Genomic DNA, 22024 nt, shown 5'->3' with positions numbered 1-22024 from the left:
ATAAATTCATCCGTCGCTTCGCTTAGGTGACCCTCACTAGCAGAGGGCTCCGGAGCGCGGGATGATGGGGGATGCGCCTCATTTCGGCGCTCCCCGCCGCCGACGAAGGAGACACACGTGTCCACGGTTGACAGCTTCGGTGCCAAGAGCACCCTGACGGTCGGCAGCACCGACTACGAGATCTTCCGCATCGATACCGTCCCCGGTTACGAGAAGCTCCCGTTCAGCCTCAAAGTGCTGTTGGAGAACCTTCTTCGCACCGAGGACGGCGCGAACGTGACGAAGGCTCAGATCGAGGCACTTGGGTCATGGGATGCTGCGGCAGACCCCGACACCGAGATCCAGTTCTCACCGGCGCGAGTCGTCATGCAGGACTTCACGGGTGTGCCCTGCATCGTGGATCTTGCCACCATGCGTGAGGCCGTGGTTGAGCTCGGCGGCGACCCCACTAAGATCAACCCGCTTTCACCCGCCGAAATGGTCATCGACCACTCGGTGATCGCTGACCTGTTCGGCAGCGAGAACGCGCTAGAGCGCAACGTAGAGATCGAGTACCAGCGCAACGGCGAGCGGTACCAGTTCTTGCGTTGGGGCCAGACCGCATTCAACGACTTCAAGGTCGTTCCCCCCGGCACCGGAATCGTGCACCAGGTCAACATCGAGCACCTCGCGAAGGTCATCTATGACCGCACGATCAACGGTGTTCTGCGTGCGTATCCCGACACCTGCGTCGGCACCGACTCGCACACCACCATGGTCAATGGTCTCGGCGTGCTCGGCTGGGGCGTCGGCGGAATCGAGGCCGAAGCAGCAATGCTCGGCCAGCCGGTGTCAATGCTCATTCCCAAGGTCGTCGGTTTCAAGTTGACCGGAACGATCCCAGCCGCCGTCACCGCGACTGACGTTGTGCTCACGATTACCGACATGCTTCGCCAGCACGGCGTCGTCGGAAAGTTCGTGGAGTTCTACGGCGACGGCGTCGCTTCGGTGCCGCTGGCCAACCGCGCCACTATCGGAAACATGAGCCCGGAGTTCGGCTCGACGGCAGCCATGTTCCCGATTGACTCGGTGACCGTCGACTACCTGCGACTCACCGGCCGCAGCGAGCAGTCCCTCGCGCTCGTCGAGGCTTATGCGAAAGAGCAGAGCCTCTGGCACGACGCTTCCGTTGAGCCCACTTTCAGCGAGTACATGGAACTCGATCTATCAACGGTTGTTCCCTCAATCGCCGGCCCGAAGCGACCCCAGGACCGCATTGAGCTGTCTCGCTCGAAGGAGCAGTTCGAACTCGATCTGGTCAACTACGCCGAGGTCGAGCACGACCTCGTCGATCTTGAAGGTGCTGAATCTTTCCCGGCCTCCGACCCACCCGGAAACACGCCCGAAGACGAGCACAACTCGCACGAGCACCACAATGCCCACGCGCCGCACGCGGTGTCTAAGCGCGCGCCGGTCACGCTCGAAAATGGTGAGAAGTTCACGCTCGATCACGGCGCTGTCACGATCGCGGCTATCACCTCGTGCACGAACACGTCGAACCCTTCGGTCATGCTCGCGGCCGGACTGCTCGCTCGCAACGCGGTCAAGAAGGGCCTCAAGGCGAAGCCGTGGGTCAAGACGACCCTCGCGCCCGGCTCGAAGGTCGTCACCGACTACTACGAGAAGGCAGGACTCACTGACGATCTGGAAGCCTTGGGCTTCTACACGGTGGGCTATGGGTGCACGACCTGCATCGGTAACTCTGGTCCCCTGATCGAAGAGGTTTCGACCGCGATCAACGAGAACGATCTCGCCGTGACAGCAGTTCTTTCCGGAAACCGCAACTTCGAGGGCCGCATCAACCCCGATGTAAAGATGAACTACCTGGCAAGCCCGCCACTGGTCATCGCTTACTCCCTCGCGGGAACGATGAACTTCGACTTCGAAACAGATGCACTCGGCAAAGACTCCGACGGCAACGATGTCTTCTTGAAGGACATCTGGCCCGACGCTGCTGAGGTTCAGTCGACGATCGATTCCTCTATCAACAAGGAGATGTTCGACACCCAGTACGCCAGCGTGTTCGAGGGCGACGACCGCTGGAAGAACCTTCCGACTCCCACCGGTGATGTTTTCGAGTGGGATGCGCAGTCGACCTACGTGCGCAAGCCCCCGTACTTTGACGGCATGACGATGGAATTGACACCGGTCACCGACATCGAAGATGCCCGCGTGATGGCGACGCTGCTGGACTCGGTCACCACCGACCACATCAGCCCCGCCGGAAACATCAAGGCAGACAGCCCAGCTGGTCACTACCTCGCAGAGCACGGCGTTGACCGCAAGGACTTCAACTCTTACGGCTCGCGTCGCGGCAACCACGAGATCATGATCCGCGGTACGTTCGCGAACATCCGCCTCAAGAACCAGCTCGTGCGTTCCGTCAATCACGGCGCCGAGGTGGAGGGTGGCTTCACTCGCGACTTCACGCAGGATGGTGGACCGCAGTCGTTCATCTACGACGCGAGCCAGAACTATCAGGCTCAAGGTACTCCACTGGTCATCTTTGGCGGCAAGGAGTACGGCTCCGGTTCATCGCGCGACTGGGCTGCCAAGGGCACCAGCTTGCTGGGCGTCAAGGCTGTTATCACCGAGAGCTTCGAGCGCATTCACCGATCCAACCTGATCGGCATGGGCGTCGTCCCGTTGCAGTTCCCTGCGGGCGAAAGCTGGGCCTCACTCGGGCTCGATGGCACCGAGATCGTTTCGATCTCGGGTCTCGAGCAGCTGAACGAGGGCGTTACGCCGAAAACAGTGCGCGTAACAGCGAAGCCAAGCGAATTCTCCGCCGAAGGTAAGTCGACAGTTGAGTTCGACGCCGTAGTGCGTATCGACACACCCGGCGAAGCGGACTACTACCGCAACGGCGGCATTTTGCAGTACGTGCTGCGCTCGCTCGTCTAGGCAGGTGTACAACGAAGAGGCCGGGGCGCAAGTCTCGGCCTCTTCGTTGTCTCCCGGTTAGACTGAACTGCGCCCTTTCGGGCCGAGAGAGGAGCCAGGATGTCGTTGCTGTCGTCTATCCAGGGGCCACGTGATCTTGACTCGTTGTCGACCGAGCAGCTGTCTCAGCTTGCCGCCGAGGTGCGCGAGTTCCTCGTCGAGAACGTGGCGCGCACCGGTGGCCATCTGGGACCCAACCTCGGTGTTGTTGAGCTCACCATCGCACTGCATCGAGTCTTCGACTCTCCGCAAGACCCGTTCATCTTCGATACCGGACACCAGTCGTACGTGCACAAGGTGCTTACCGGTCGCCAGGACTTCTCTCAGCTGCGTTCGCGTGGCGGCCTGGCTGGCTACCCGCAGCGCTCTGAAAGTCCGCACGATGTCGTTGAGTCGTCGCATGCTTCTAGCTCACTGAGCTGGGCTGATGGCGTTTCTCGTGCGTTTGTGCGAACCGGGCGTAAGGACCGCCACGTCGTCACCGTCGTCGGCGACGGCTCACTCACCGGAGGCATGACCTGGGAAGCGCTGAACAACATCTCCGACGACAATGACCGCAACCTGGTTATCGTCGTCAACGACAATGGCCGCTCTTACGCACCCACCATTGGGGGCATGGCGCGCTATCTAAACCGCGTACGCACGGCAGACACCTATCGCAATCTCCGTCGCGGCTCTGACAGCCTGTTTCGCACTCTCGGCCCTGCGGCGCGTGCCGTCTATCGGGGTATTCGAGGTGGTACGCACGGGTTCTTGTCTCGCTTCACCAACAACGAAGCTCTCTATTCGAACTTAGACATCAAGTACCTCGGTCCTATCGACGGCCATGACCTGCCCGTGCTTCTCGAAACCCTAGAGCTTGCAAAGTCATACGGAGCTCCCGTTATCGTCCACGCGATCACCGAGAAGGGCCGGGGCTACCAGCCAGCACTCGACGATGATGCCGATCAGTTTCATGCGGTGGGCAAGATCGATCCGATCACCGGGCAGACGGTGGGTGGAGTGTCGACCAGTCAGGCCTGGACCGACGTATTCGCGAATGAACTTCTCGCGCTGGGTACAGAGCGGCACGATGTCATCGCGATGACTGCTGCCATGCTTCGGCCGACTGGCTTGCTCCCGTTCGCAGAGCGCTTCCCTGACCGTGTCTACGATGTGGGGATCGCCGAGCAGCACGCCGTCGCATCGGCTGCTGGACTGGCGTTCGGTGGGCTGCACCCCGTGGTCGCGATGTACGCGACGTTCATGAACCGTGCATTCGACCAGGTGCTTATGGACGTTGCTCTTCACCGGGCCGGCGTGACGTTCGTGCTCGACAGGGCTGGTGTCACCGGTCCAGATGGCCCGAGTCACCACGGCATCTGGGACCTCGCCATGCTTCAACTCGTCCCTCACATTCGTATTGCCGTGCCACGCGATGCGGAACGACTACGCGAAGAGCTGCGTGAGGCCGTGACTGTCGATGACGCGCCGACTGTAGTTCGCTTCCCCAAGGGCACAGTAAGCGACGATATCCCGACGATCGAGCGCCTTCACGATGGTGTCGACGTGCTGACTCGCTCTGATGCCCAGGATGTGCTCATCGTCGGCATCGGGCCTATGGCTCATACGGCAATGGATGTCGCCGCCCGACTGCGTGCCCAAGGAATTGGTGCCACCGTCGTCGACCCGCGATGGGTAATTCCCGTTCAAGCATCGTTGATCGAACTCGCAGCCAATCACCGTCTGGTCATCACGATCGAAGACGGCATACGCGTCGGCGGGATCGGCACACGCGTGCGCCAGGTTCTTCGTGAGGCAGGGGTGGATACCGCCGTAGACGAACTCGGTGTGCCAGACGAGTTTATCGACCATGCCACACGCGAGCAAATTCTCGACGATGCTGGGCTCACACCCGCCAAGATCGCTCAAGACGTCATCGCGCAGGTCTTGGGCACCAGAATTCCTGTCGCGCGGGCCGCAAACGCCGAACTGCCACTGACCTAAACGCAATGAGGGCCGGCACCGGACTGCTATCCGGTGCCGGCCCTCATTCGTGCGCTGTTAGCTGTGGGTGAGACCCTTCACCATCGGTGTGTGGAAGGTCTCGCCGAAGACACGCTCGGATGCGCCCTCGCGGTCGAGGTACGGAGAGGCTCCACCATCAATGAATGGCCAGCCGGCTCCGAGGATCAAGCAAAGATCGATGTCTTCGACAGCTGCAACGACGTTATCGTCGAGCATGATCTTGATCTCCTGGGCGAGTCCGTCCTGCACGCGGCGCAGAATCTCCGCCTCCGTCGCTGGGACGGATCCCACGGCGCCCTTCAGTACCTTCTCGGCTGACTTAGTCCAGCCGGTGACACGTCCGGACTTGTCCTTCTCGACCACCTCCGAGAGCTCAGCAAGCTTGTGAAAGTTTTCCGAGGCGAAGAAGCGCTCAGGGAACGCCTGCGTCATGGTGTCTTGGACGTGAGCTGCGACCTTCCATCCGACCAGATCGATGAGCTGGAACGGCGTCATCGGCAACCCGATGGGAGCGAAGGCTTTTTCAACCGTGAGCAGGGGAGTTCCCTCGTAAATGGCGCGAGCAGCTTCGCCCATCACCTTGGCCAGCAATCGGTTCACGACGAACCCGGGCGCATCAGCGGTCAGCACGGCATTCTTACGGAGCCCCTTCGCTGTGACGAAAGCCGTAGAGAGCGCAGCATCAGACGTTTGAGGCGTCTTTACGATCTCAATAAGCGGCATCACCGCAACCGGGTTGAAGAAGTGGAAGCCGACCAGACGCTCTGGGTGAGCGAGAGTGGCACCGATCTCTTCGACTGACAGCGAGGAAGTGTTGGTCGCCAAAATGGCGTCCTCGGCGATGAATTTCTCAATCTCACCGAACACCTGCTGCTTGACGCCGACCTCTTCGAAAACGGCTTCAATCACGAAGTCACAGTCCGCGTAGAGCGATTTGTCAGTGGTGCCACTCACGAGACCGCGTAGTTTGTTCGCCGAGTCGGAGTCAAGCCGGCCCTTCGCCTCAAGCTTGCCGATCTCGTCGTGGATGTAGGCCACGCCCTTGTCGACACGAGCCTGATCCAAGTCAGTGATAATCACAGGAACCTGCAACCGGCGCACAAACAGCAGCGCGAACTGGCTGGCCATCAGACCAGCACCGATAACACCCACCTTCGTGATCTTCTTCGCCAGCGACTTATCCGGTGCACCCACTGGACGCTTCGCGCGCTTCTGAACGAGGTCGAAGGCGTACATAGATGCTGCGAACTGATCGCCGACGACGAGGTCAGCGAGCGCATCGTCTTCGCGAGCAAAGCCTTCTGCCTTGGTGCCCGACTTGGCTTTTTCAAGCAGGTCGAGTGCCACGTATGGCGACTTTGGAACGGTACCGATCTTGGACTCCAGCATGCCGCGCGCCATCTTGATAGCGATCGGCCACTTGGTGAGACGCTCGATCTTTCCCGGCTCGTTCTTGCGCTCGACCTTGATCTTGCCGGTGAGCACCCCATCCGCCCATCCGAGTGAGTTCTCAAGGTAGTTCGCCGCGGGGAAGATCGCGTCTGTGATGCCATAGTCAAACGCCTGCTGCGGTTTGAGCATTCGATTCTGTTTGAGCGGATTCGAGATCACAACCTCAAGCGCGTTCTCGATTCCGATCAGGTTTGGAAGCAGATATGCTCCGCCCCAGCCAGGAATGATCCCGAGGAAGACCTCCGGCAGGGCGATCGCCGCTGCCGAAGCATCCACCGTGCGATAGGTCGAATTGAGTGCGATCTCGAGTCCGCCACCGAGCGCAAGGCCGTTGATGAAGGCAAATGAAGGCACACCGAGATCGCCAAGCTTGCCGAGCACGTGGTGACCGAACTGGGCAACCATCTTGGCGTTGTCCCGCGAGCCCACCTTGCTGATGTCGCTCAGGTCGGCGCCAGCGGCAAGGATGTACTGCTTGCCGGTCACGGCCACGGCGTCGATGTCACCGGCAGCGGCGCGCACCTTGAGCGCATCGAGCGTGTCGCTGAACTCCTGCAGTGTCGCCGGACCCAACGTGTTCGGGCGAGTGTGATCGCGGCCGTTGTCGAGAGTGACAAGCGCGAGCACCTTGCCCGATGCGAGGCGAATGTCACGCACGGGGGAGTGCGTGACCACCTCATCGGCGGTGTCGGCGAGAATCGGGGAAAAGTCGATCTCTGCGTAGTTGGTCATTGCTGCGCCGCTCACTTCTTCTTGCCGTTGTAGTGCGGGTTTTCCCAGATAACCGAGCCGCCCTGCCCGAGGCCGACGCACATGGCAGTCAGTCCGTAGCGGACGTCTGGGCGCTCAGCGAACTGGGCCGCAAGTTGGATCATCAGTCGCACACCAGTCGCGGCAAGTGGGTGACCAACTGCAATGGCGCCGCCCCACTGATTCACGCGCGGGTCTTCGTCGTCGATTCCAAAGTGGTCGAGCAACGAGATGACCTGAATGGCGAACGCCTCGTTCAACTCGAACAGTCCGATATCGGTGATCGAGAGGCCTGCCTTCTTGAGCGCCTTTTCAGTCGCGGGAATCGGTCCGATGCCCATGACTTCAGGCTGAACACCAGCGAAGGCGAACGAAACAAGCTTCATCTTCGGCGTGAGGCCGAGCTCTCGGACAGCTCCGCCACCGGCAAGCAAGCTCATGGTCGCACCGTCTGTCAGCGGCGATGAGGTGCCGGCCGTCACACGCCCGTGCGGGCGGAACGGTGTCTTGAGTGCGGCGAGACCTTCCATCGTTGTCTGCGGGCGACGGCCTTCGTCTTCGGTGGCCAGCCCCCACGCCCCCGACGCGTCCTTGATCGCTACGGAGACCAGGTCATCTTGGAACTTGCCAGCGTCATACGCGGCTTGCACCTTGTGCTGTGACAACATTCCGAAGCGGTCGGCACGTTCCTTGGTCATGTGAGGAAAACGATCGTGAAGTCGCTCAGCAGTGATACCCATGTTCAGCGCATCCGCACTGACCAGTTGCTCTGTCACAAAGCGTGGGTTCGGGTCAACGTTGCTGCCATCCAACGGATGACGGCCCATGTGCTCGACACCGCCGGCGAGAGCGAGGTCATACATCCCCACGCCGATCGAGGCGCCCATCGTCGTTACGCTTGTCATCGCTCCAGCACACATGCGGTCAATGGCGAAGCCGGGAACGGTTTGCGGCAGACCTGCAAGCAACGCGACCGAACGCCCCAGCGTCAGCCCCTGATCGCCCGTCTGTGATGTCGCGGCAATCGCCACGTCGTCGATGCGATCTGCGGGAACTTCAGCATTTCGCTCCATGAGTCCGATCGTTGCCTTTACGGCAAGGTCATCCGCTCGGGTATTCCAGTACATGCCCTTTTCGCCAGCACGACCAAAAGGTGTGCGCATTCCATCAACGAAATAGACGTCCGAAAGCTCGGCCACTCTGCCTCCAATAGTTGGGATACAGCCAGCCTAGGTTCGTCTGTGGTTCAACGCTGAAACTGGTAGCGGATTCCTACGAAACAGGTGTCTCAGGCTCCAGCTCTGTTTGCACGGATTCCACAAAGGCATCAGCGATTGTCTGTGCGGTGTACTCAATCTGCCATTCCCGTGCGCCGAGGGCACGGAGCGACTCCGCGACGGCGCCCGCGCTGACTTCCTCTGGCGGCGACCAGGCGACCCTGCGCAGAGTGTCGGGCGTCAGCAGATTCTCGGTGGGCATCCCGAGGCCCTCAGCAACCGCCTCAACGGCGGGCCGTGCACATTTGAGGCGGGCATCTGCTTCAGGGTTGCGATCGACCCATGCCCGGGGTGGGGGAAGTGAGTCACCCCCGGATGCACGTTCCGCAGGCGGGTTGTCATCGGCGCGTCCCGCCTCGATCGCGGTCCACCAGCGATCCAACTGCGTACGGCTTGCGCGGCCCATGAATTCTTTGTTGGCTGCGAGAGCCTGTTTGGTGGTCGGGTTCGCTCTTACTGCCGCAACCAGTGCACGATCAGGTACCAGACGGCCGGGCGAGACGTCCTGTTCGCGGGCGTATTCCTCGCGGGCGGTCCACAAGGAACGCGCGACCGCCAACGCCTTGCGACCGCGCACGGTGTGCAGACCGCTAAGGCGGCGCCAGGGGTCATCTCGCGGCGGTTTCGGCTGGCGCTGAAGCACAGCTGTGAACTCTTGGGCAGCGATGTCTGTCTTGTCTTGTTCCACAAGCTCGGCCGCGAGCGCCTCATAGACGTCAACGAGATGCTCCACATCGAGCGCCGCGTATTCAAGCCACGACTGTGGCAAGGGCCTGGTCGACCAGTCTGAGGCAGAATGTGCCTTCGCCAGGGTTATTCCGAGCGTGTGCTCGACGACCGCGCCGAGACCTACCCGTTCATGACCCAGCAATCTCGCTGCGAGCTCAGTATCGAACATCTCGTCAGGCTCAAGATCGAGTTCCCGCAACGAAGGAAGATCCTGGCTCGCTGCGTGGAGAATCCACAGCACGTTCCCAATCGCTCGCTTCAGCGGCGCGAAGTCGCCGATCGGGGGAGGATCAAAGAGGAACACTCCCGCGCCGCGCCGATATACCTGAATGAGATATGCCCGCTGCGAATACCGGAATCCTGAGGCCCGTTCAACATCGACAGCGACGGGACCGGTGCCTGCCTCAAGCAAGTCGCAGGCCTCGACCAGTCCCGCGAGGTCGTCTATGACGTGGTACTCAGCCACCGAGCAACCTGCGCGATCCCAACATCGTTATCCCTTCAGAACCTGGCGGCAGACCCGCCAGCATGCAAACCAATTCTGCCCATGCTTCCACGTGCGGCGTCACTTCACCCTGTGGTGACCACGACGCACGCAACTCAATCTGTGCCCCATCGCCCTCCGCGGCGAGTGAACCGAATCCTTTGGACAGCGTTTTCGTAGCTGTGCCGGATTCGGAGTGAAAGCCTGCCCCACGGGAGGAGAGCGCGTCGGTGAGCCATGCCCACGCAACATCGGCGAGCATCGGGTCGATCCCAATGTCTGTTTCAAGCGGAGCTTGCGCGAAACAGACGATGCGCCACGCGCCGTTCCATGCCGAAGGACCCTCGTCGTCATGAAGAAGCACCAGACGTCCGGTGCCGTATGCAGAGTCGAGCGCGTCGGTCTCCGGACGCACATCGCCGGCAATCGCGAGTGCGTCTGTCGCTAATCCAGTGGGTGCCGCGATCTCTCGAACACTCAGATCTGCGCGAAAAGAGAGCGAGCGAACTTGCGCGGCCGCATCGTCGAACGTCGACGGTCCTTCGCCAGAACGTTGCTCAGCCACGCGGACAGACTAGGCTGATGCCTCGATGGTCGCTTCCAGGCGCGCCGCGATGCGCCGCGCATCTCCCACGTTCCTTGCCGGAATCCGAGCCGCGCTGACAGTTCTCAGCATGGCTCTCACCGGCGTGCTCGCCGCGACGGCACTCGCATCTATCCACATGGCGCGGCGGGTAGTGACGCCCGCGGCGCGAGTGCCCGATACGACAATTCTCGATCTCGACACCGCGGCGCAGACCATCACGCTCGATCGCACGCCCGATACGGAGTTGCCGGGCCGTTACGGCCTCTTCACAACCGGGTCAGCGACCTACGTCAAGCTCGGATCAGTGCTTGCCGAAGATGACACGCGCGTGACTCGCAAGCTCCTCACCCATATCGGTGCAGATGCGCATCTTCAGCCCCGGGCTGCTTTCAGCGGCTGGTATTTCGACTCGCCCGAGCAGCTTCATCTCCCATTCACGCCAGAACTCATCGGCACATCGGTCGGGCCCTGCCCTGCATGGCTGTTCCCTGCGGGCGACGGCGATCTATGGGTGATCCAGATTCACGGTCGCGGCACCACCCGCGCTGAGGCACTTCGAGCGGTGCCGCTTTTCGCCGCGGCCGGCATCTCATCGTTGCTCGTGTCATATCGAAACGATTCCGAAGCACCACGAAGCCGCTCTGGCACATATGCGCTTGGCGCAACGGAGTGGCGCGATGTCGATGCAGCCATCGGCTTCGCGCGACGCCGGGGCGCAAATCGAATTGTGTTGATGGGGTGGTCGATGGGCGGAGCGATTGCGCTTCAGGTGTCGCTCAACTCTGCACACCGTGAACACATCATCGGTCTGATTCTCGAGTCACCCGTTGTCGACTGGAGACTGGTACTCGAATACCAGTCCGCCACGCTAAATGTGCCGACTGCGGTGAGCAGCTTGGCGATCGGAGCGCTTTCTACCCCGTGGGCCTCACCCATCACACGCAGCGGGGGAGCGATACCTTTCGACAAGCTCGACATTCTCTCGCGGGCCGCGGAGTTGCAGCATCCCATTCTGATTCTTCACAGCGACGACGATGGGTTCGTGCCGTCCGATGCATCTCACGATCTCGCTGTGCTTCGCCCCGATCTAGTGGACATGGTCGTGTTCGACGTCGCTCGGCACACGAAGTTGTGGAACTACGACCAGGAGCGCTGGACGTCGAGCATCAATGACTGGCTGAGCCGACACGCGAAGTAGAGTTGCAACACGATGACTACGACCGCGACCGGCACCATTCAACTGACAGACCGGTCGCCGGAACTCTCCGGCGCAGAGATGGTAGCGGCACTCGTGCCACCGCCTCAGTTCGCTTCCGCGACGTTCGAGTCATACCGCGCTGACGCGCAATTCACGTCACAACAAGAAGCCAAGGATCTGCTGATGGTTTTCGCCGGCGCGCGCACCGTCGAGCGCACGGGGTTCTTCCGTCGGGCCAAGCGAGCCCCCGAAGTGAAACCCGGGGTGTACCTCGACGGCGGCTTCGGCGTAGGCAAGACTCACCTGTTGGCAGCGATTTATCACGCGATGCCGGCGCGTAGGAAGTACTTCGGCTCGTTCATCGAGTACACCGCACTGGTCGGATCGATGGGATATCAGAACACGGTCGAGCTGTTCCGTGGCGCGGATCTGCTTTGCATCGATGAGTTCGAGCTCGATGATCCCGGCGACACGATGGTAATGACGAGGCTGCTCGGCGAACTCGTCGCCTCTGGCACCCGCCTCGCAGCGACATCCAACACGCCCCCGAACGCTCTGGGAGAAGGGCGCTTTGCCGCACAGGACTTTCTGCGCGAAATTCACGCGATGTCGGCAAGCTTCCAAACCATCCGCATCGACGGCACCGACTTTCGCCATCGAGCGGTTGATGGGCACGCTGCCGTTCTTGACGTGGAGGACTATGACGCATCCATCGCATCGATCGCAGATCACGCACTCGCCTCAGATGACGACTTCGATCGACTGGTCACGCATCTCTCTCGCGTTCATCCTTCGCGCTACATCCGATTGATCGAATCAGTGGAAGTTGTAGGGCTTCGCGATGTCCGCCCGTTCGAGGATCAGTCCGCAGCTCTTCGCTTCGTTGCATTTATTGACCGCGTCTATGACGCTCAGACTCCGATTCGCGCAACGGGCGTGAGTCTTGACCTGGTGTTCCCCGAAGAGATGCTTGCGGGCGGTTACCGCAAGAAATACCTCAGAGCCATTTCACGACTGGTCGCTTCTACTCTCGCCTGATCTGAATTCCACGCCGCTGGACGAAATTCCAAGTTCGCTCACGCCGCGAGGAAACCTGATGTTTACCTGAGCGCGGGTTGCGTAACAAACTCGAAACACGGCGAGCACAGCGCCGGTAACCGCGGCTGGCAACACTAGGGGTACCTGGAAGACCGCAACCCGATTTTGTGGCTTCCGCAGGACCTTGGGTAAACGACATGGATGAGGAATTTGATGGATAGCGGAAATCTCGCGTGGTTGATCACTGCGTCGGCGTTGGTGCTTTTGATGACACCCGGTGTGGCGTTCTTCTACGGCGGCCTCGTTAAGGCGAAGAGCGTCGTCAGCATGATGATGATGAGCTTCGGTGCAATGGGCCTCATCAGCGTGCTGTGGATCCTCTACGGATTCAACATGAGTGCAGTCCCCGACACTTGGAGCTTCGCCGGCAACCCCTTCTCAGACTTCGGTCTGGCAAGCGCTGGCAGCGATGACCTCGTAGGCGCACTCTTCGGTGCAACCTTCGCGATCATCACCGTCGCCCTGATCTCGGGTGCGATCGCAGACCGCGCCAAGTTCGGCGCATGGATGATCTTCGCTGGCGTTTTCGCCACGCTCGTCTACTTCCCGGTTGCTGCATGGGTCTGGGGAGGTGGCTGGATCTACAACCTCGGCACCTCGTTCGGCTTCTCCACTGAAGTAATTGACTACGCCGGTGGTACTGCTGTTCACATCAACGCGGGTGCTGCAGCTCTCGCCCTGGCGCTCGTGCTCGGAAAGCGCATCGGCTTCCAGAAGGGCATCCAGAAGCCCCACAACGTGCCCCTCGTACTCCTTGGCGCTTCGTTGCTGTGGTTCGGCTGGTTCGGCTTCAACGCTGGTGCTGAGGGCTTGGGTGCGCTCGGAACCGAAGACACCGTCGTCGGTCTGATCGTCATCAACACACTCGGTGCAACCGCAGCAGCAATCCTCGGCTGGTTGGTCGTTGAGAAGCTCAAAGACGGCAAGGCCACCTCGGTCGGCGCTGGCTCTGGTGCAGTTGCTGGTCTCGTTGCAATCACCCCGGCATGTGCCAACCTGACGCCCGGCTGGGCACTCGTGCTCGGTGTCGTTGCCGGTGTCGTTTGTGCACTTGCCGTTGAGCTCAAGTGGAAGCTTGGCTTCGACGACTCGCTCGACGTTGTCGGCATCCACCTCGTTGGTGGCCTCATCGGAACGATCTACCTTGGCTTCTTCGCAATCGACACCGGCCTGTTCCTCGGTGGCGGCTCGGAGCAGCTCATCCTTCAGGTTGTTGCCGCGGCTGGCGTCCTGGTCTACTCGTTCGTCGTTGCCTACATCATCGGCTTCGTGATCAACAAGACCATCGGCTTCCGCATCAAGAACGAAGACGAGATCGCTGGCGTCGACACCGTCGTGCACGGCGAAGAGGGCTACCTCCTCGACGAGCGCGTCTGATCGAACTCTCGCGTACAGCGAAGGGCGTCACGGCTTCGGCCGTGGCGCCCTTCGCCGCGTTCGCTAGGGTTTGTTCATGAGCAGGAGCACCGGAATCGTCAACGCGCTACGTCGCCTCATTCGCGCCACCACGGCGCGCACAGGCGCCGCACGCTCCCGCACAAGCGTCTCGACGAACGACACCAGCGTCACCCCTGGACAGCATGGCGCCACAGCGACCGTCGAGATCGACGTGCGTGCGCAGCGTTCGTTGCGGATCACCTATGCACCCTCGCAGGATGGCGACCCAGACGCCGGAGAGATCGTCTGGACGTGGGTACCGTACGTTGAACGCGACGGGCGTGGCAAGGACCGCCCCGTTCTCGTTATCGGCCGCCAGAGCGCGGACCGGGTGTTCGCGGTGAAGCTGACGTCTCGACCACATGAGGGCGAGCACGACTACCTGCCCATCGGATCAGGCCCGTGGGATAGCAAAGGGCGAGACTCCTGGGTGGACATCGACCAGGTGTATAGCGTGCACAATTCCGGGATGCGTCGCGAAGCCGCAGCGCTTGACCTCGACCGATTCGTGCAAGTTGCCCATGCCCTGAGCAAGCGCTACGGCTGGAGCGTGGGGGAGTAGAAGCGACCTCTCCCGCGGTGCGGGAAATGCATGGTGGGCGATGCGGGACTTGAACCCACGACCTCTTCCGTGTGAAGGAAGCGCGCTACCAGCTGCGCCAATCGCCCAAAAGCCCGAAAGGACCGGAGACGATACTACCGGATGCCCCGAGGCTTTCAGAACCGTCGAGCAAGACACGCGCGGAGTGCGTCTGGTTTTGCGCACGGCCATTTGTGGGCTAAAGTTTTCCAAGTGCCCGGGTGAGAATCGGGGTGCAAAATGCGGATGTGGCGCAGTGGTAGCGCATAACCTTGCCAAGGTTAGGGTCGCGAGTTCGAATCTCGTCATCCGCTCGAGTGTAGAGATGTCTCTTTGGAGAAATCACAGCACGTGGGGTCAAACCACACGGTGGCGTGGCCGAGCGGCTAGGCACCGGCCTGCAAAGCCGTTTACACGGGTTCGAATCCCGTCGCCACCTCGCTTCTAACTTAACAGCCTGTATAGGCGCGATTGGCGCAGCGGTAGCGCGCTTCCCTGACACGGAAGAGGTCACTGGTTCGATCCCAGTATCGCGCACAGAAAGAAACCCCTGATTGACCAGGGGTTTTTTGTTTCTGAGGAGAACTCTGCCTCGGCCAACCACGGAGGCAGCAGATGACGAATTTCACAGGCGTGAGCGCACGAACACCAGCGACGGGCCGTGAGCTGTTGAAAGTGTCGCTTCACCAGATGAAGGCTGTGCCAGGAGTCGTAGCCTTGGCGGTTCTCGGTCCACTGGCGGCCGCGGTGCTTTTTCTGGGGCTTGCGGCACCGGGCCTCGCGATCGCGGTGGGACTGACCTCTGGTCTGTCGATTCTGCTCGTGCTGGCCCTGACTCTTGTCGTGGGTGGTATCGCGGCTGCAGTGTTGCTCGTCGTTTTCCAAGGCGCTGTCACCAGCGTGGCACTGCGACAATCCATCGGCGAGCACGCGAGCGTTCGACAAGGGTTTTCAGATTCCTTCCGCTCTTTCGGACGTCTTTTTCAATGGAGCCTGGTCAACGCCACTGTGGGCGTAGTTATGGGACTGATTTCGGACCGTGCGGGTGCCCTCGGCGACATTGTTTCTGCACTCGGTGGATTGGCGTGGAAGATTGCTTCGTACTTCGCACTTCCGGTCATCTTGGTCGAAAAGACGGGCCCTTTCGACGCACTGAAGCGCTCGTCGCAGTTGCTGCGCACGACCTGGGGCAGCGCTGCGCGCACCACGGTGAGGTTCGGTTTGATACTGCTGCCATTCGCGCTTGCGGGCATCGCCCTTCTCGCGCTCGGATGGCACTTCATCACCAACGACAGCGATGCACTCGGCGCAACACTGTTCGCTTTGGGTGTCGTTGTGCTCGTGATGATGGCTGGATTCGTTTCCACTGTCACCGCCTACGCGCAGGTGTTGCTCTACCGCTTCGCGACCGGGGTGACGCCGAAGGGCGTTTCGCCTGAAGTACTCCAGGGTGCGTTTCGAGCGAAGTAGAGTTCACGCTCCAGTCGAGCTCCGATAGGCGCCGGCGACAGCACGCCGCTAGAATCGAACCCATGCAGTTGTGCCCAGCGATCACGTGTGGTGTCGTTCTGGGTGCACTCATGCGAACACCGCGGGCCTGAGCGGGCGGGACACGGTTGGTGTCCGAAGCTGACTGGTCTTTATCGCGAATTACCTTGGAGAACTCCTGTGACTGACGTCGCCCTTCCTGCTGATGTTTCCTTTCCCGCGGATGGTTTCGCCCTGTTCCCTGACCGCTCTGTTGTCGCGATGCGCGTCAACGGTGACCTCAAAGACCTCGCGGCTACGGTCGAAGCAACCGACGAAGTGGAGCCGGTCGCCATCGATACTCCCGATGGTCTCAGCATCTTGCGCCATTCAACGGCCCACGTGTTGGCACAGGCCGTACAGCGGATCAAGCCCCAGGCGAAGCTCGGTATTGGTCCGCCCATCACCGATGGCTTCTACTATGACTTCGATGTCGAGCAGCCCTTCACACCCGAAGATGTGAAGGCCATCGACAAAGAGATGCAGCGCATCGTGCGCGAAGCGCAACGTTTCACGCGTCGCGTGGTGACCGACGATGAAGCACGCGCTGAACTTGCCAATGAACCGTTCAAGCTCGAGCTGATCGGCCTCAAAGGCGGCTCAAAAGAGGCTGCCGAAGGCGCGAACGTCGAGGTCGGCGGTTCAGAGCTCACGATCTATGACAACGTGAATCGCACCGGCGAGACGGTCTGGAAGGATCTCTGCCGCGGACCCCACGTGCCGAGCACTCGCATGATTGGCAACGGTTGGGCGCTCACTCGCACGGCTGGCGCATACTGGCGCGGCAGTGAGAAGAACCCACAACTTCAGCGCATCTATGGCACGGCGTGGCCCACCAAAGATGAACTGCGTGCCTACCAGCAGCGGCTCGAAGAGGCAGCCAAGCGCGACCACCGCAAGCTCGGCAAAGAACTCGATCTGTTCTCGTTCCCCGAAGAGATCGGTTCAGGTCTGTCAGTGTGGCACCCGCGTGGGGGCATCATCCGCGGCGAGATGGAACAGCACGCGCGCCGCAGGCACATCGAGGGCGGCTACACCTATGTGTACACCCCGCATATCTCCAAGGAAGATCTTTTTCTCACCTCGAACCACCTGGTGACCTACAAGGAGGGCATGTTCCCTCCCATCCATATGGATGAAGAGCGAGATGCCGACGGCGCAATCACCAAGGTCGGGGTGGACTACTACCTCAAGCCGATGAACTGCCCGATGCACATTCTGATTTTCAAAGAACGTGCGCGCAGCTACCGCGATCTGCCTATGCGCCTCGCCGAGAACGGCACTGTCTACCGCAACGAGCTCTCTGGCGCTCTGCACGGCCTCACGCGCGTGCGCGGCTTCACTCAGGATGATTCACACCTCTTCGTTACCCCAGAGCAGCTCGAGACAGAGACGGCTCGTGTGCTCGAGTTCGTCATCTCGATGCTGCGCGACTTCGGCCTCAGCGACTTCGAACTCGAACTCTCGATGCGTGACGACGAAAAAGAGAAGTGGATCGGCACCGAAGAGTTCTGGGACTACTCCACGAACGCGCTGCGCAACGTGGCACTCGCAAGTGGTCTCAAGCTCACCGAGGTTCCCGGTGAAGCGGCTTTTTACGGTCCGAAGATCGATCTGAAGACCAAAGATGCCATCGGTCGCACGTGGCAGCTGTCCACCGTTCAAGTTGACCCGAACTTGCCCGAACGTTTTGAACTCGAATACACCGACAGTGACGGGCAGAAGAAGCGCCCGATCATGATCCACCGCGCACTGTTCGGCTCCGTGGAACGCTTCTTTGCAATCCTTCTCGAGCACTACGCTGGCGCGTTCCCGGTCTGGCTCGCTCCCACGCAGGTCGTTGCCATTCCCGTCGCCGATGAGTACGCCGACTATCTGCAGGAGGTCGTTGAAACGCTCAAGACGGGTGGCGTGCGCGCGGAGCTCGATCACAGCGACGATCGAATGCAGAAGAAGATTCGCACTCACACCACGCAGAAGGTTCCGCTCATGCTGATCGCCGGTGAGCAAGACCGAGCGGGCGGCACCGTCTCGTTCCGCTTCCGCGATGGAACTCAACAGAACGCGGTGCCGATCGCTGATGCGGTGCGCCTCATCCATGAGGTCATCGATGCCAAGACGCTGATCAACACTGCCGAGGACTTCGCGTGACCGAAGGCTCTGAACAGCCGACGCCCAACGTAGAAGGCATGCGGGATGCTGCAGAGTTTGCGGGTGTGCCGGATGAGTTCCAAAGACTGTGGACGCCTCATCGCATGGCCTACATTCAGGCCGGCCCCGAAGTGCTCCGCAAGGAGTGTCCTTTCTGCGCCGCACCAGACAAGAGCGACGAGAACGGCTTGATTGTGCATCGCGGCAAAACCGCGTATGTGCTTCTCAATCTGTTCCCGTATAACTCAGGTCATCTGCTGGTGTGCCCGTATCGGCATATCGCCACGTACGACCAGGCCACTCCCGAAGAGGTCGCCGAGATCGGCGCGCTCACTCAGCGGGGGATGAGCGTTCTTCGTAAGGTATCGCGATGCGACGGATTCAACATTGGAATGAATCAGGGCAGCGTCGCAGGCGCCGGGGTCGATGAGCATCTTCACCAACACGTCGTGCCGCGATGGGCCACCGACGCGAACTTCTTTCCGATCATCGCCAGAACCAAGGCTCTGCCTCAGCTGCTCGGCGATGTGCGCGAGGCCGTCGCGGCGGCATGGAACGACTGAAGGCTCAGCGCACCTGTCGCGCTGCGAACTGCATACGCGGTTCGGCATAGAATTCCTGCGACTCGATGAGTTGCAGTTCGCGCTGACCCGAGTCGTGCGTGCGAGCCAGCAGATCATAGACACTCGATACCGTGCGAGCGAGCGCATCCGATGCGCTCTTGGTGCGCGTGTAGTGCGCGGTGAAGAGGGCCGCCGTGACGTCTCCTGAGCCATTCGCTTTCAACGGCAGGCGCGGGGTTTGCACAATCCAGGCACCGCTTTCGTCAACCGCAAGCATCTCGATCGTGTCGGATGGCTGATCGGGTCGCTCGACGCTCGTGACCAGCACAGCACGAGGGCCGCGTGCGCGGACAAGGTCGACAGATGCCAGGGTGGACTCAAGAGTGTCTGGCTCGGTGTCGGTCAGGTATCCCAGCTCGAATTGGTTCGGTGTGATCAGATCTGCGGCGGGCACAACTCGCTCACGCAGGAGCACCGGGATGGCTGGGGCAACGAAGCATCCCGACTTCGCGTTACCCATCACCGGATCGCAGGCATAGATCGCTTCGGGGTTCGCCTGCTTCACACGTGATACCGCGTCGAGGATCACATCAGCGATGCCCTCGCCACCCTGATATCCCGAGAGCACGACATCGGTCTCGCCGAAGACGCCGCGCTCTTCGATGCCGTTGATCACATCGCGCACATCATCCGGGCTGATCATCGGGCCTCGCCACTGCCCGTACCCGGTGTGGTTGGAGAAGTTAACGGTATAGACCGGCATCACCTCAACGCCAATACGCTGCAACGGGAACACCGCCGCAGAGTTTCCGACGTGACCGTAGGCGACGGCTGACTGGATCGAAAGGATTTTCACCGTTCGATCATCCCACTTTTCGCGCTGTCGCTGCCGCGACCGACTCAGCGATATCTGTCGCGAGCCGCTCGGCGTCTTCATCGGAAAGGTCATGCACGGTGAGCCGCAGTCGTCGCCTAGCCGCCGCATCTGCCAGCACGAATTCGTCGCCGGTGCGCGCCAACCAGCCCCGCCGCATCAGTTGGTCCGAGACATCACGCGCGGGCACGGGCAGCGCGACCCAGAGGCTGAGTCCGTCGCCAGCAGATACCGGTACCCCTCGATTCGTCAACATGTGAGCGAAGGCCGCGTTGCGTTCCGCGTAGTGCTGCGCAGCACGACGCACCACCGTGAGCGCCTCATCGCTTGTTACGAGTGCGTGGGCAAGCCGTTGCAACAGGTGACTGACCCAGGTCGTACCAGGGCTGAGCCGCTTCGCCAGTTGGGCCGCGGTATACGGGTCGGATGCGGTGATGGCCAGACACATGTCGGGTCCGAGGAACTTCGACACGGATCGCACGAGCGACCACCGCTGGTGTTCCGCTGAGATGAGCGAGTGGTAAGGCTGCGTGGAGAGCATTGAAAAGTGGTCGTCTTCGATGATCAAGACGTAGGGATGCTCGGCCAGCACATCGCGAAGCGCTGACGCACGTTCAGCAGTCAGGCTTGTGCCGGTCGGGTTCTGAGCTCGGGGAGTGCACACGACCGCTCGCACTCCTTCGTTGAGGGCTGCGCGCAGGCCGGCGACCGTCATCCCCTCATCGTCGACGGCGACGGGCACCGCGCGGTAGCCGCCCAATCGCACGGTGTGAAGGCTCGACAAGAAGCAGGGGTCTTCGAGGGCCACCGCGTCATCTCGATGAAGCGCCTGCGCGAGCAGCCGCTCCAGCGCATCGATCGCGCCTCCGGTGATTGTCACCTGCATCGCGTGCCCCTCGCCCACGGCTTCTGACATCCACGGCAGCGCCCAGCGCTCAAGGTCACGATCGATCACTGGCTCGCCGTAGAGCACCGGCCTGCCAGCAAGGCCTGCGAGAGCTACGGAAAGGTCGGGGATGAGCGACGGATCAGGGTTTCCGGTGCCGATATCGCGCAAGACCGTCCCTGGCGCAAAACCCTCTTGCGCGACCGGAGCACGGTCGGTAATCCGCGTGCCAGCGCGGCCACGGGATTCCACTAGCCCGCTCTGTGACAATTGCCGGTAGGCGGCGATCACGGTGTTGCGATTCACACCAAGCTCTTGCGCAAGGGCGCGAACTGAAGGCAGTGTGTCGCCAGGCGAGAAAACCCCACGCTCCGTGAGTGCACGCACGCTGTCGGCGATCTCGATGGCAGAGCCCCCTACGATGCGCACCGCGACGTTGTGGTTCATGCTACGAAGTGTACGGCCTAGTGCATGCTATGTTTTGGCCTAGGCCAATCGACCCGATCGCGGAGCACTGCGCGCCGCGCCGTCCCGAAGGAAACCCTGTGACCACTGCAACCTCAACCGGATCCAACCGTGTCAAGCGCGGTCTCGCAGAAATGCTGAAGGGCGGCGTCATCATGGACGTCGTCACCGCCGAACAGGCCAAAATCGCTGAAGATGCGGGCGCCGTGGCCGTCATGGCTCTTGAACGGGTGCCCGCAGACATTCGCGCGCAGGGCGGCGTTTCACGCATGAGCGACCCCGACATGATCGACAGCATCATCGATTCGGTGTCGATCCCAGTGATGGCTAAGGCTCGCATCGGCCACTTCGTCGAAGCTCAGATTTTGCAGGAGCTGGGCGTCGACTACATCGATGAGTCTGAAGTGCTCTCGCCCGCCGACTACGTCAACCACATCGACAAGTGGGGCTACACCGTGCCTTTCGTCTGCGGTGCGACGAACCTCGGAGAAGCGTTGCGCCGCATCAACGAAGGCGCAGCCATGATTCGCTCTAAGGGCGAGGCAGGCACCGGCGATGTGTCTGAGGCGACCAAGCACATCCGCAAGATCACTGGGGAGATCAACATGCTCCGCTCGATGACGAAGGATGAGCTCTACGTGGCGGCCAAAGAACTGCAGGCTCCCTACGAACTGGTCGCCGAAGTCGCCGAGACCGGCAAGCTGCCCGTCGTGCTCTTCGTAGCCGGTGGCGTCGCGACGCCCGCGGACGCCGCAATGATGATGCAGATGGGCGCTGACGGCGTCTTCGTCGGGTCGGGAATCTTCAAGTCAGGAAACCCTGCCGAGCGCGCCGCTGCCATCGTCAAGGCAACAACATTCTTCGACGACGCCAAGGTGATCGCCGAGGCATCGCGGGGCTTGGGCGAAGCAATGGTGGGCATCAACGTTTCGGACCTCCCCGCCCCACACCGGCTCGCCGAGCGCGGCTGGTAACGGA

16 protein-coding genes and 4 tRNA genes are annotated in these 22024 nt (G+C 61.1%); 13 read left to right on the top strand and 7 right to left on the bottom strand.

Features of this window, described 5'->3' with window-relative positions:
* The first annotated feature begins 117 nt into the window (after positions 1–117).
* Together acnA and dxs are read left to right on the top strand one after the other, a co-directional pair.
* Positions 118–2943, top strand: a complete 2826-nt coding sequence (acnA, locus tag AB0O81_RS11765) for an aconitate hydratase AcnA (protein ID WP_363584452.1) — start codon at positions 118–120, stop codon at positions 2941–2943.
* A gap of 99 nt (positions 2944–3042) precedes the next feature.
* Positions 3043–4968: a 1-deoxy-D-xylulose-5-phosphate synthase gene (gene dxs / locus AB0O81_RS11760; protein WP_363584450.1), complete on the top strand. Its 1926-nt coding sequence runs from the start codon at positions 3043–3045 to the stop codon at positions 4966–4968.
* Between the two features lie 57 nt (positions 4969–5025).
* On the opposite strand, the gene AB0O81_RS11755 is transcribed toward dxs, so the two are convergent.
* The 4 genes from AB0O81_RS11755 to AB0O81_RS11740 all read right to left on the bottom strand — a co-directional run bounded on the left by AB0O81_RS11755 (position 5026) and on the right by AB0O81_RS11740 (position 10246).
* Positions 5026–7173 carry a 3-hydroxyacyl-CoA dehydrogenase NAD-binding domain-containing protein gene (locus AB0O81_RS11755; protein WP_363584554.1) on the bottom strand — a complete coding sequence of 716 codons (2148 nt, stop codon included), beginning with the start codon at positions 7171–7173 and terminating at the stop codon, positions 5026–5028.
* Positions 7174–7184: 11 nt separating this feature from the next.
* Positions 7185–8390, bottom strand: a complete 1206-nt coding sequence (locus AB0O81_RS11750) for a thiolase family protein (protein WP_363584448.1) — start codon at positions 8388–8390, stop codon at positions 7185–7187.
* A gap of 73 nt (positions 8391–8463) precedes the next feature.
* Positions 8464–9663 (bottom strand): ribonuclease D, encoded by a 1200-nt coding sequence (locus AB0O81_RS11745; RefSeq protein WP_363584446.1) that lies wholly within the window; start codon positions 9661–9663, stop codon positions 8464–8466.
* Entirely contained in the window at positions 9656–10246 is a 591-nt protein-coding gene (locus AB0O81_RS11740) for a DUF3000 domain-containing protein (RefSeq protein ID WP_363584445.1), read from the bottom strand. Before AB0O81_RS11740 ends, AB0O81_RS11745 begins: the two co-directional genes overlap by 8 nt.
* 25 nt (positions 10247–10271) lie before the next feature.
* Between AB0O81_RS11740 and AB0O81_RS11735 the strand changes: the two genes are divergently transcribed.
* From AB0O81_RS11735 to AB0O81_RS11720, 4 genes are all read left to right on the top strand, one after another.
* Positions 10272–11465 (top strand): alpha/beta fold hydrolase, encoded by a 1194-nt coding sequence (locus AB0O81_RS11735; RefSeq protein ID WP_363584443.1) that lies wholly within the window; start codon positions 10272–10274, stop codon positions 11463–11465.
* Between the two features lie 12 nt (positions 11466–11477).
* Positions 11478–12503, top strand: coding sequence for a cell division protein ZapE (zapE, locus tag AB0O81_RS11730; protein WP_363584441.1), 1026 nt, complete (start codon positions 11478–11480; stop codon positions 12501–12503).
* Positions 12504–12716: 213 nt separating this feature from the next.
* Positions 12717–13940, top strand: coding sequence for an ammonium transporter (locus AB0O81_RS11725; protein ID WP_363584439.1), 1224 nt, complete (start codon positions 12717–12719; stop codon positions 13938–13940).
* Positions 13941–14016: 76 nt separating this feature from the next.
* The gene (locus AB0O81_RS11720; protein ID WP_363584437.1) at positions 14017–14562 is read left to right on the top strand and encodes a type II toxin-antitoxin system PemK/MazF family toxin; all 546 of its coding nucleotides are present in this window, start codon (positions 14017–14019) and stop codon (positions 14560–14562) included.
* A 31-nt stretch (positions 14563–14593) separates the two neighbouring features.
* Here AB0O81_RS11720 and AB0O81_RS11715 read toward each other — a convergent pair.
* Positions 14594–14669: transfer RNA gene (locus AB0O81_RS11715), tRNA-Val, on the bottom strand.
* A gap of 153 nt (positions 14670–14822) precedes the next feature.
* Between AB0O81_RS11715 and AB0O81_RS11710 the strand changes: the two genes are divergently transcribed.
* The 6 genes from AB0O81_RS11710 (at position 14823) to AB0O81_RS11685 (ending at position 18821) form a co-directional block, all read left to right on the top strand.
* Positions 14823–14894: transfer RNA gene (locus AB0O81_RS11710), tRNA-Gly, on the top strand.
* A gap of 54 nt (positions 14895–14948) precedes the next feature.
* Positions 14949–15019, top strand: a tRNA-Cys gene (locus tag AB0O81_RS11705).
* A 26-nt stretch (positions 15020–15045) separates the two neighbouring features.
* A tRNA-Val gene (locus AB0O81_RS11700) sits at positions 15046–15117 on the top strand.
* A 78-nt stretch (positions 15118–15195) separates the two neighbouring features.
* Positions 15196–16050 (top strand): DUF6159 family protein, encoded by an 855-nt coding sequence (locus AB0O81_RS11695; protein WP_363584435.1) that lies wholly within the window; start codon positions 15196–15198, stop codon positions 16048–16050.
* 198 nt (positions 16051–16248) lie between these two features.
* Positions 16249–18258 carry a threonine--tRNA ligase gene (thrS, locus tag AB0O81_RS11690; protein WP_363584433.1) on the top strand — a complete coding sequence of 670 codons (2010 nt, stop codon included), beginning with the start codon at positions 16249–16251 and terminating at the stop codon, positions 18256–18258.
* A 38-nt stretch (positions 18259–18296) separates the two neighbouring features.
* Positions 18297–18821, top strand: coding sequence for an HIT domain-containing protein (locus tag AB0O81_RS11685; RefSeq protein ID WP_363584552.1), 525 nt, complete (start codon positions 18297–18299; stop codon positions 18819–18821).
* A gap of 4 nt (positions 18822–18825) precedes the next feature.
* Here the strand turns inward: AB0O81_RS11685 and pdxY are convergent, their stop codons facing one another.
* Together pdxY and AB0O81_RS11675 are read right to left on the bottom strand one after the other, a co-directional pair.
* Positions 18826–19677, bottom strand: coding sequence for a pyridoxal kinase PdxY (gene pdxY / locus AB0O81_RS11680; protein ID WP_363584431.1), 852 nt, complete (start codon positions 19675–19677; stop codon positions 18826–18828).
* Between the two features lie 7 nt (positions 19678–19684).
* Entirely contained in the window at positions 19685–21028 is a 1344-nt protein-coding gene (locus AB0O81_RS11675; protein WP_363584429.1) for an aminotransferase class I/II-fold pyridoxal phosphate-dependent enzyme, read from the bottom strand.
* Positions 21029–21126: 98 nt separating this feature from the next.
* Here AB0O81_RS11675 and pdxS point away from each other — a divergent pair, with 98 nt between their 5' ends.
* A complete protein-coding gene (gene pdxS, locus AB0O81_RS11670; protein ID WP_363584427.1) occupies positions 21127–22020 on the top strand; it encodes a pyridoxal 5'-phosphate synthase lyase subunit PdxS in 894 nt (297 codons plus the stop codon).
* Positions 22021–22024 lie beyond the last annotated feature (4 nt).

This window comes from Microbacterium sp. NPDC076911, from assembly GCF_040687125.1.
In the GTDB taxonomy this organism is placed as follows: domain Bacteria; phylum Actinomycetota; class Actinomycetes; order Actinomycetales; family Microbacteriaceae; genus Microbacterium.
The sequence above is the reverse complement of the archived record's forward strand: the minus strand, read 5'-3'. Positions and strand labels throughout refer to the sequence as shown.

Excerpts from the sequence above, each read along its gene's own strand:
- dxs (WP_363584450.1), top strand. The coding sequence starts at position 3,043 with ATGTCGTTGCTGTCGTCTATCCAGGGGCCACGTGATCTTGACTCGTTG.
- AB0O81_RS11755 (WP_363584554.1), bottom strand. The coding sequence starts at position 7,173 with ATGACCAACTACGCAGAGATCGACTTTTCCCCGATTCTCGCCGACACC.
- AB0O81_RS11735 (WP_363584443.1), top strand. The coding sequence starts at position 10,272 with ATGGTCGCTTCCAGGCGCGCCGCGATGCGCCGCGCATCTCCCACGTTC.
- zapE (WP_363584441.1), top strand. The coding sequence starts at position 11,478 with ATGACTACGACCGCGACCGGCACCATTCAACTGACAGACCGGTCGCCG.
- AB0O81_RS11725 (WP_363584439.1), top strand. The coding sequence starts at position 12,717 with ATGGATAGCGGAAATCTCGCGTGGTTGATCACTGCGTCGGCGTTGGTG.
- AB0O81_RS11720 (WP_363584437.1), top strand. The coding sequence starts at position 14,017 with ATGAGCAGGAGCACCGGAATCGTCAACGCGCTACGTCGCCTCATTCGC.
- AB0O81_RS11695 (WP_363584435.1), top strand. The coding sequence starts at position 15,196 with ATGACGAATTTCACAGGCGTGAGCGCACGAACACCAGCGACGGGCCGT.
- AB0O81_RS11685 (WP_363584552.1), top strand. The coding sequence starts at position 18,297 with ATGCGGGATGCTGCAGAGTTTGCGGGTGTGCCGGATGAGTTCCAAAGA.
- AB0O81_RS11675 (WP_363584429.1), bottom strand. The coding sequence starts at position 21,028 with ATGAACCACAACGTCGCGGTGCGCATCGTAGGGGGCTCTGCCATCGAG.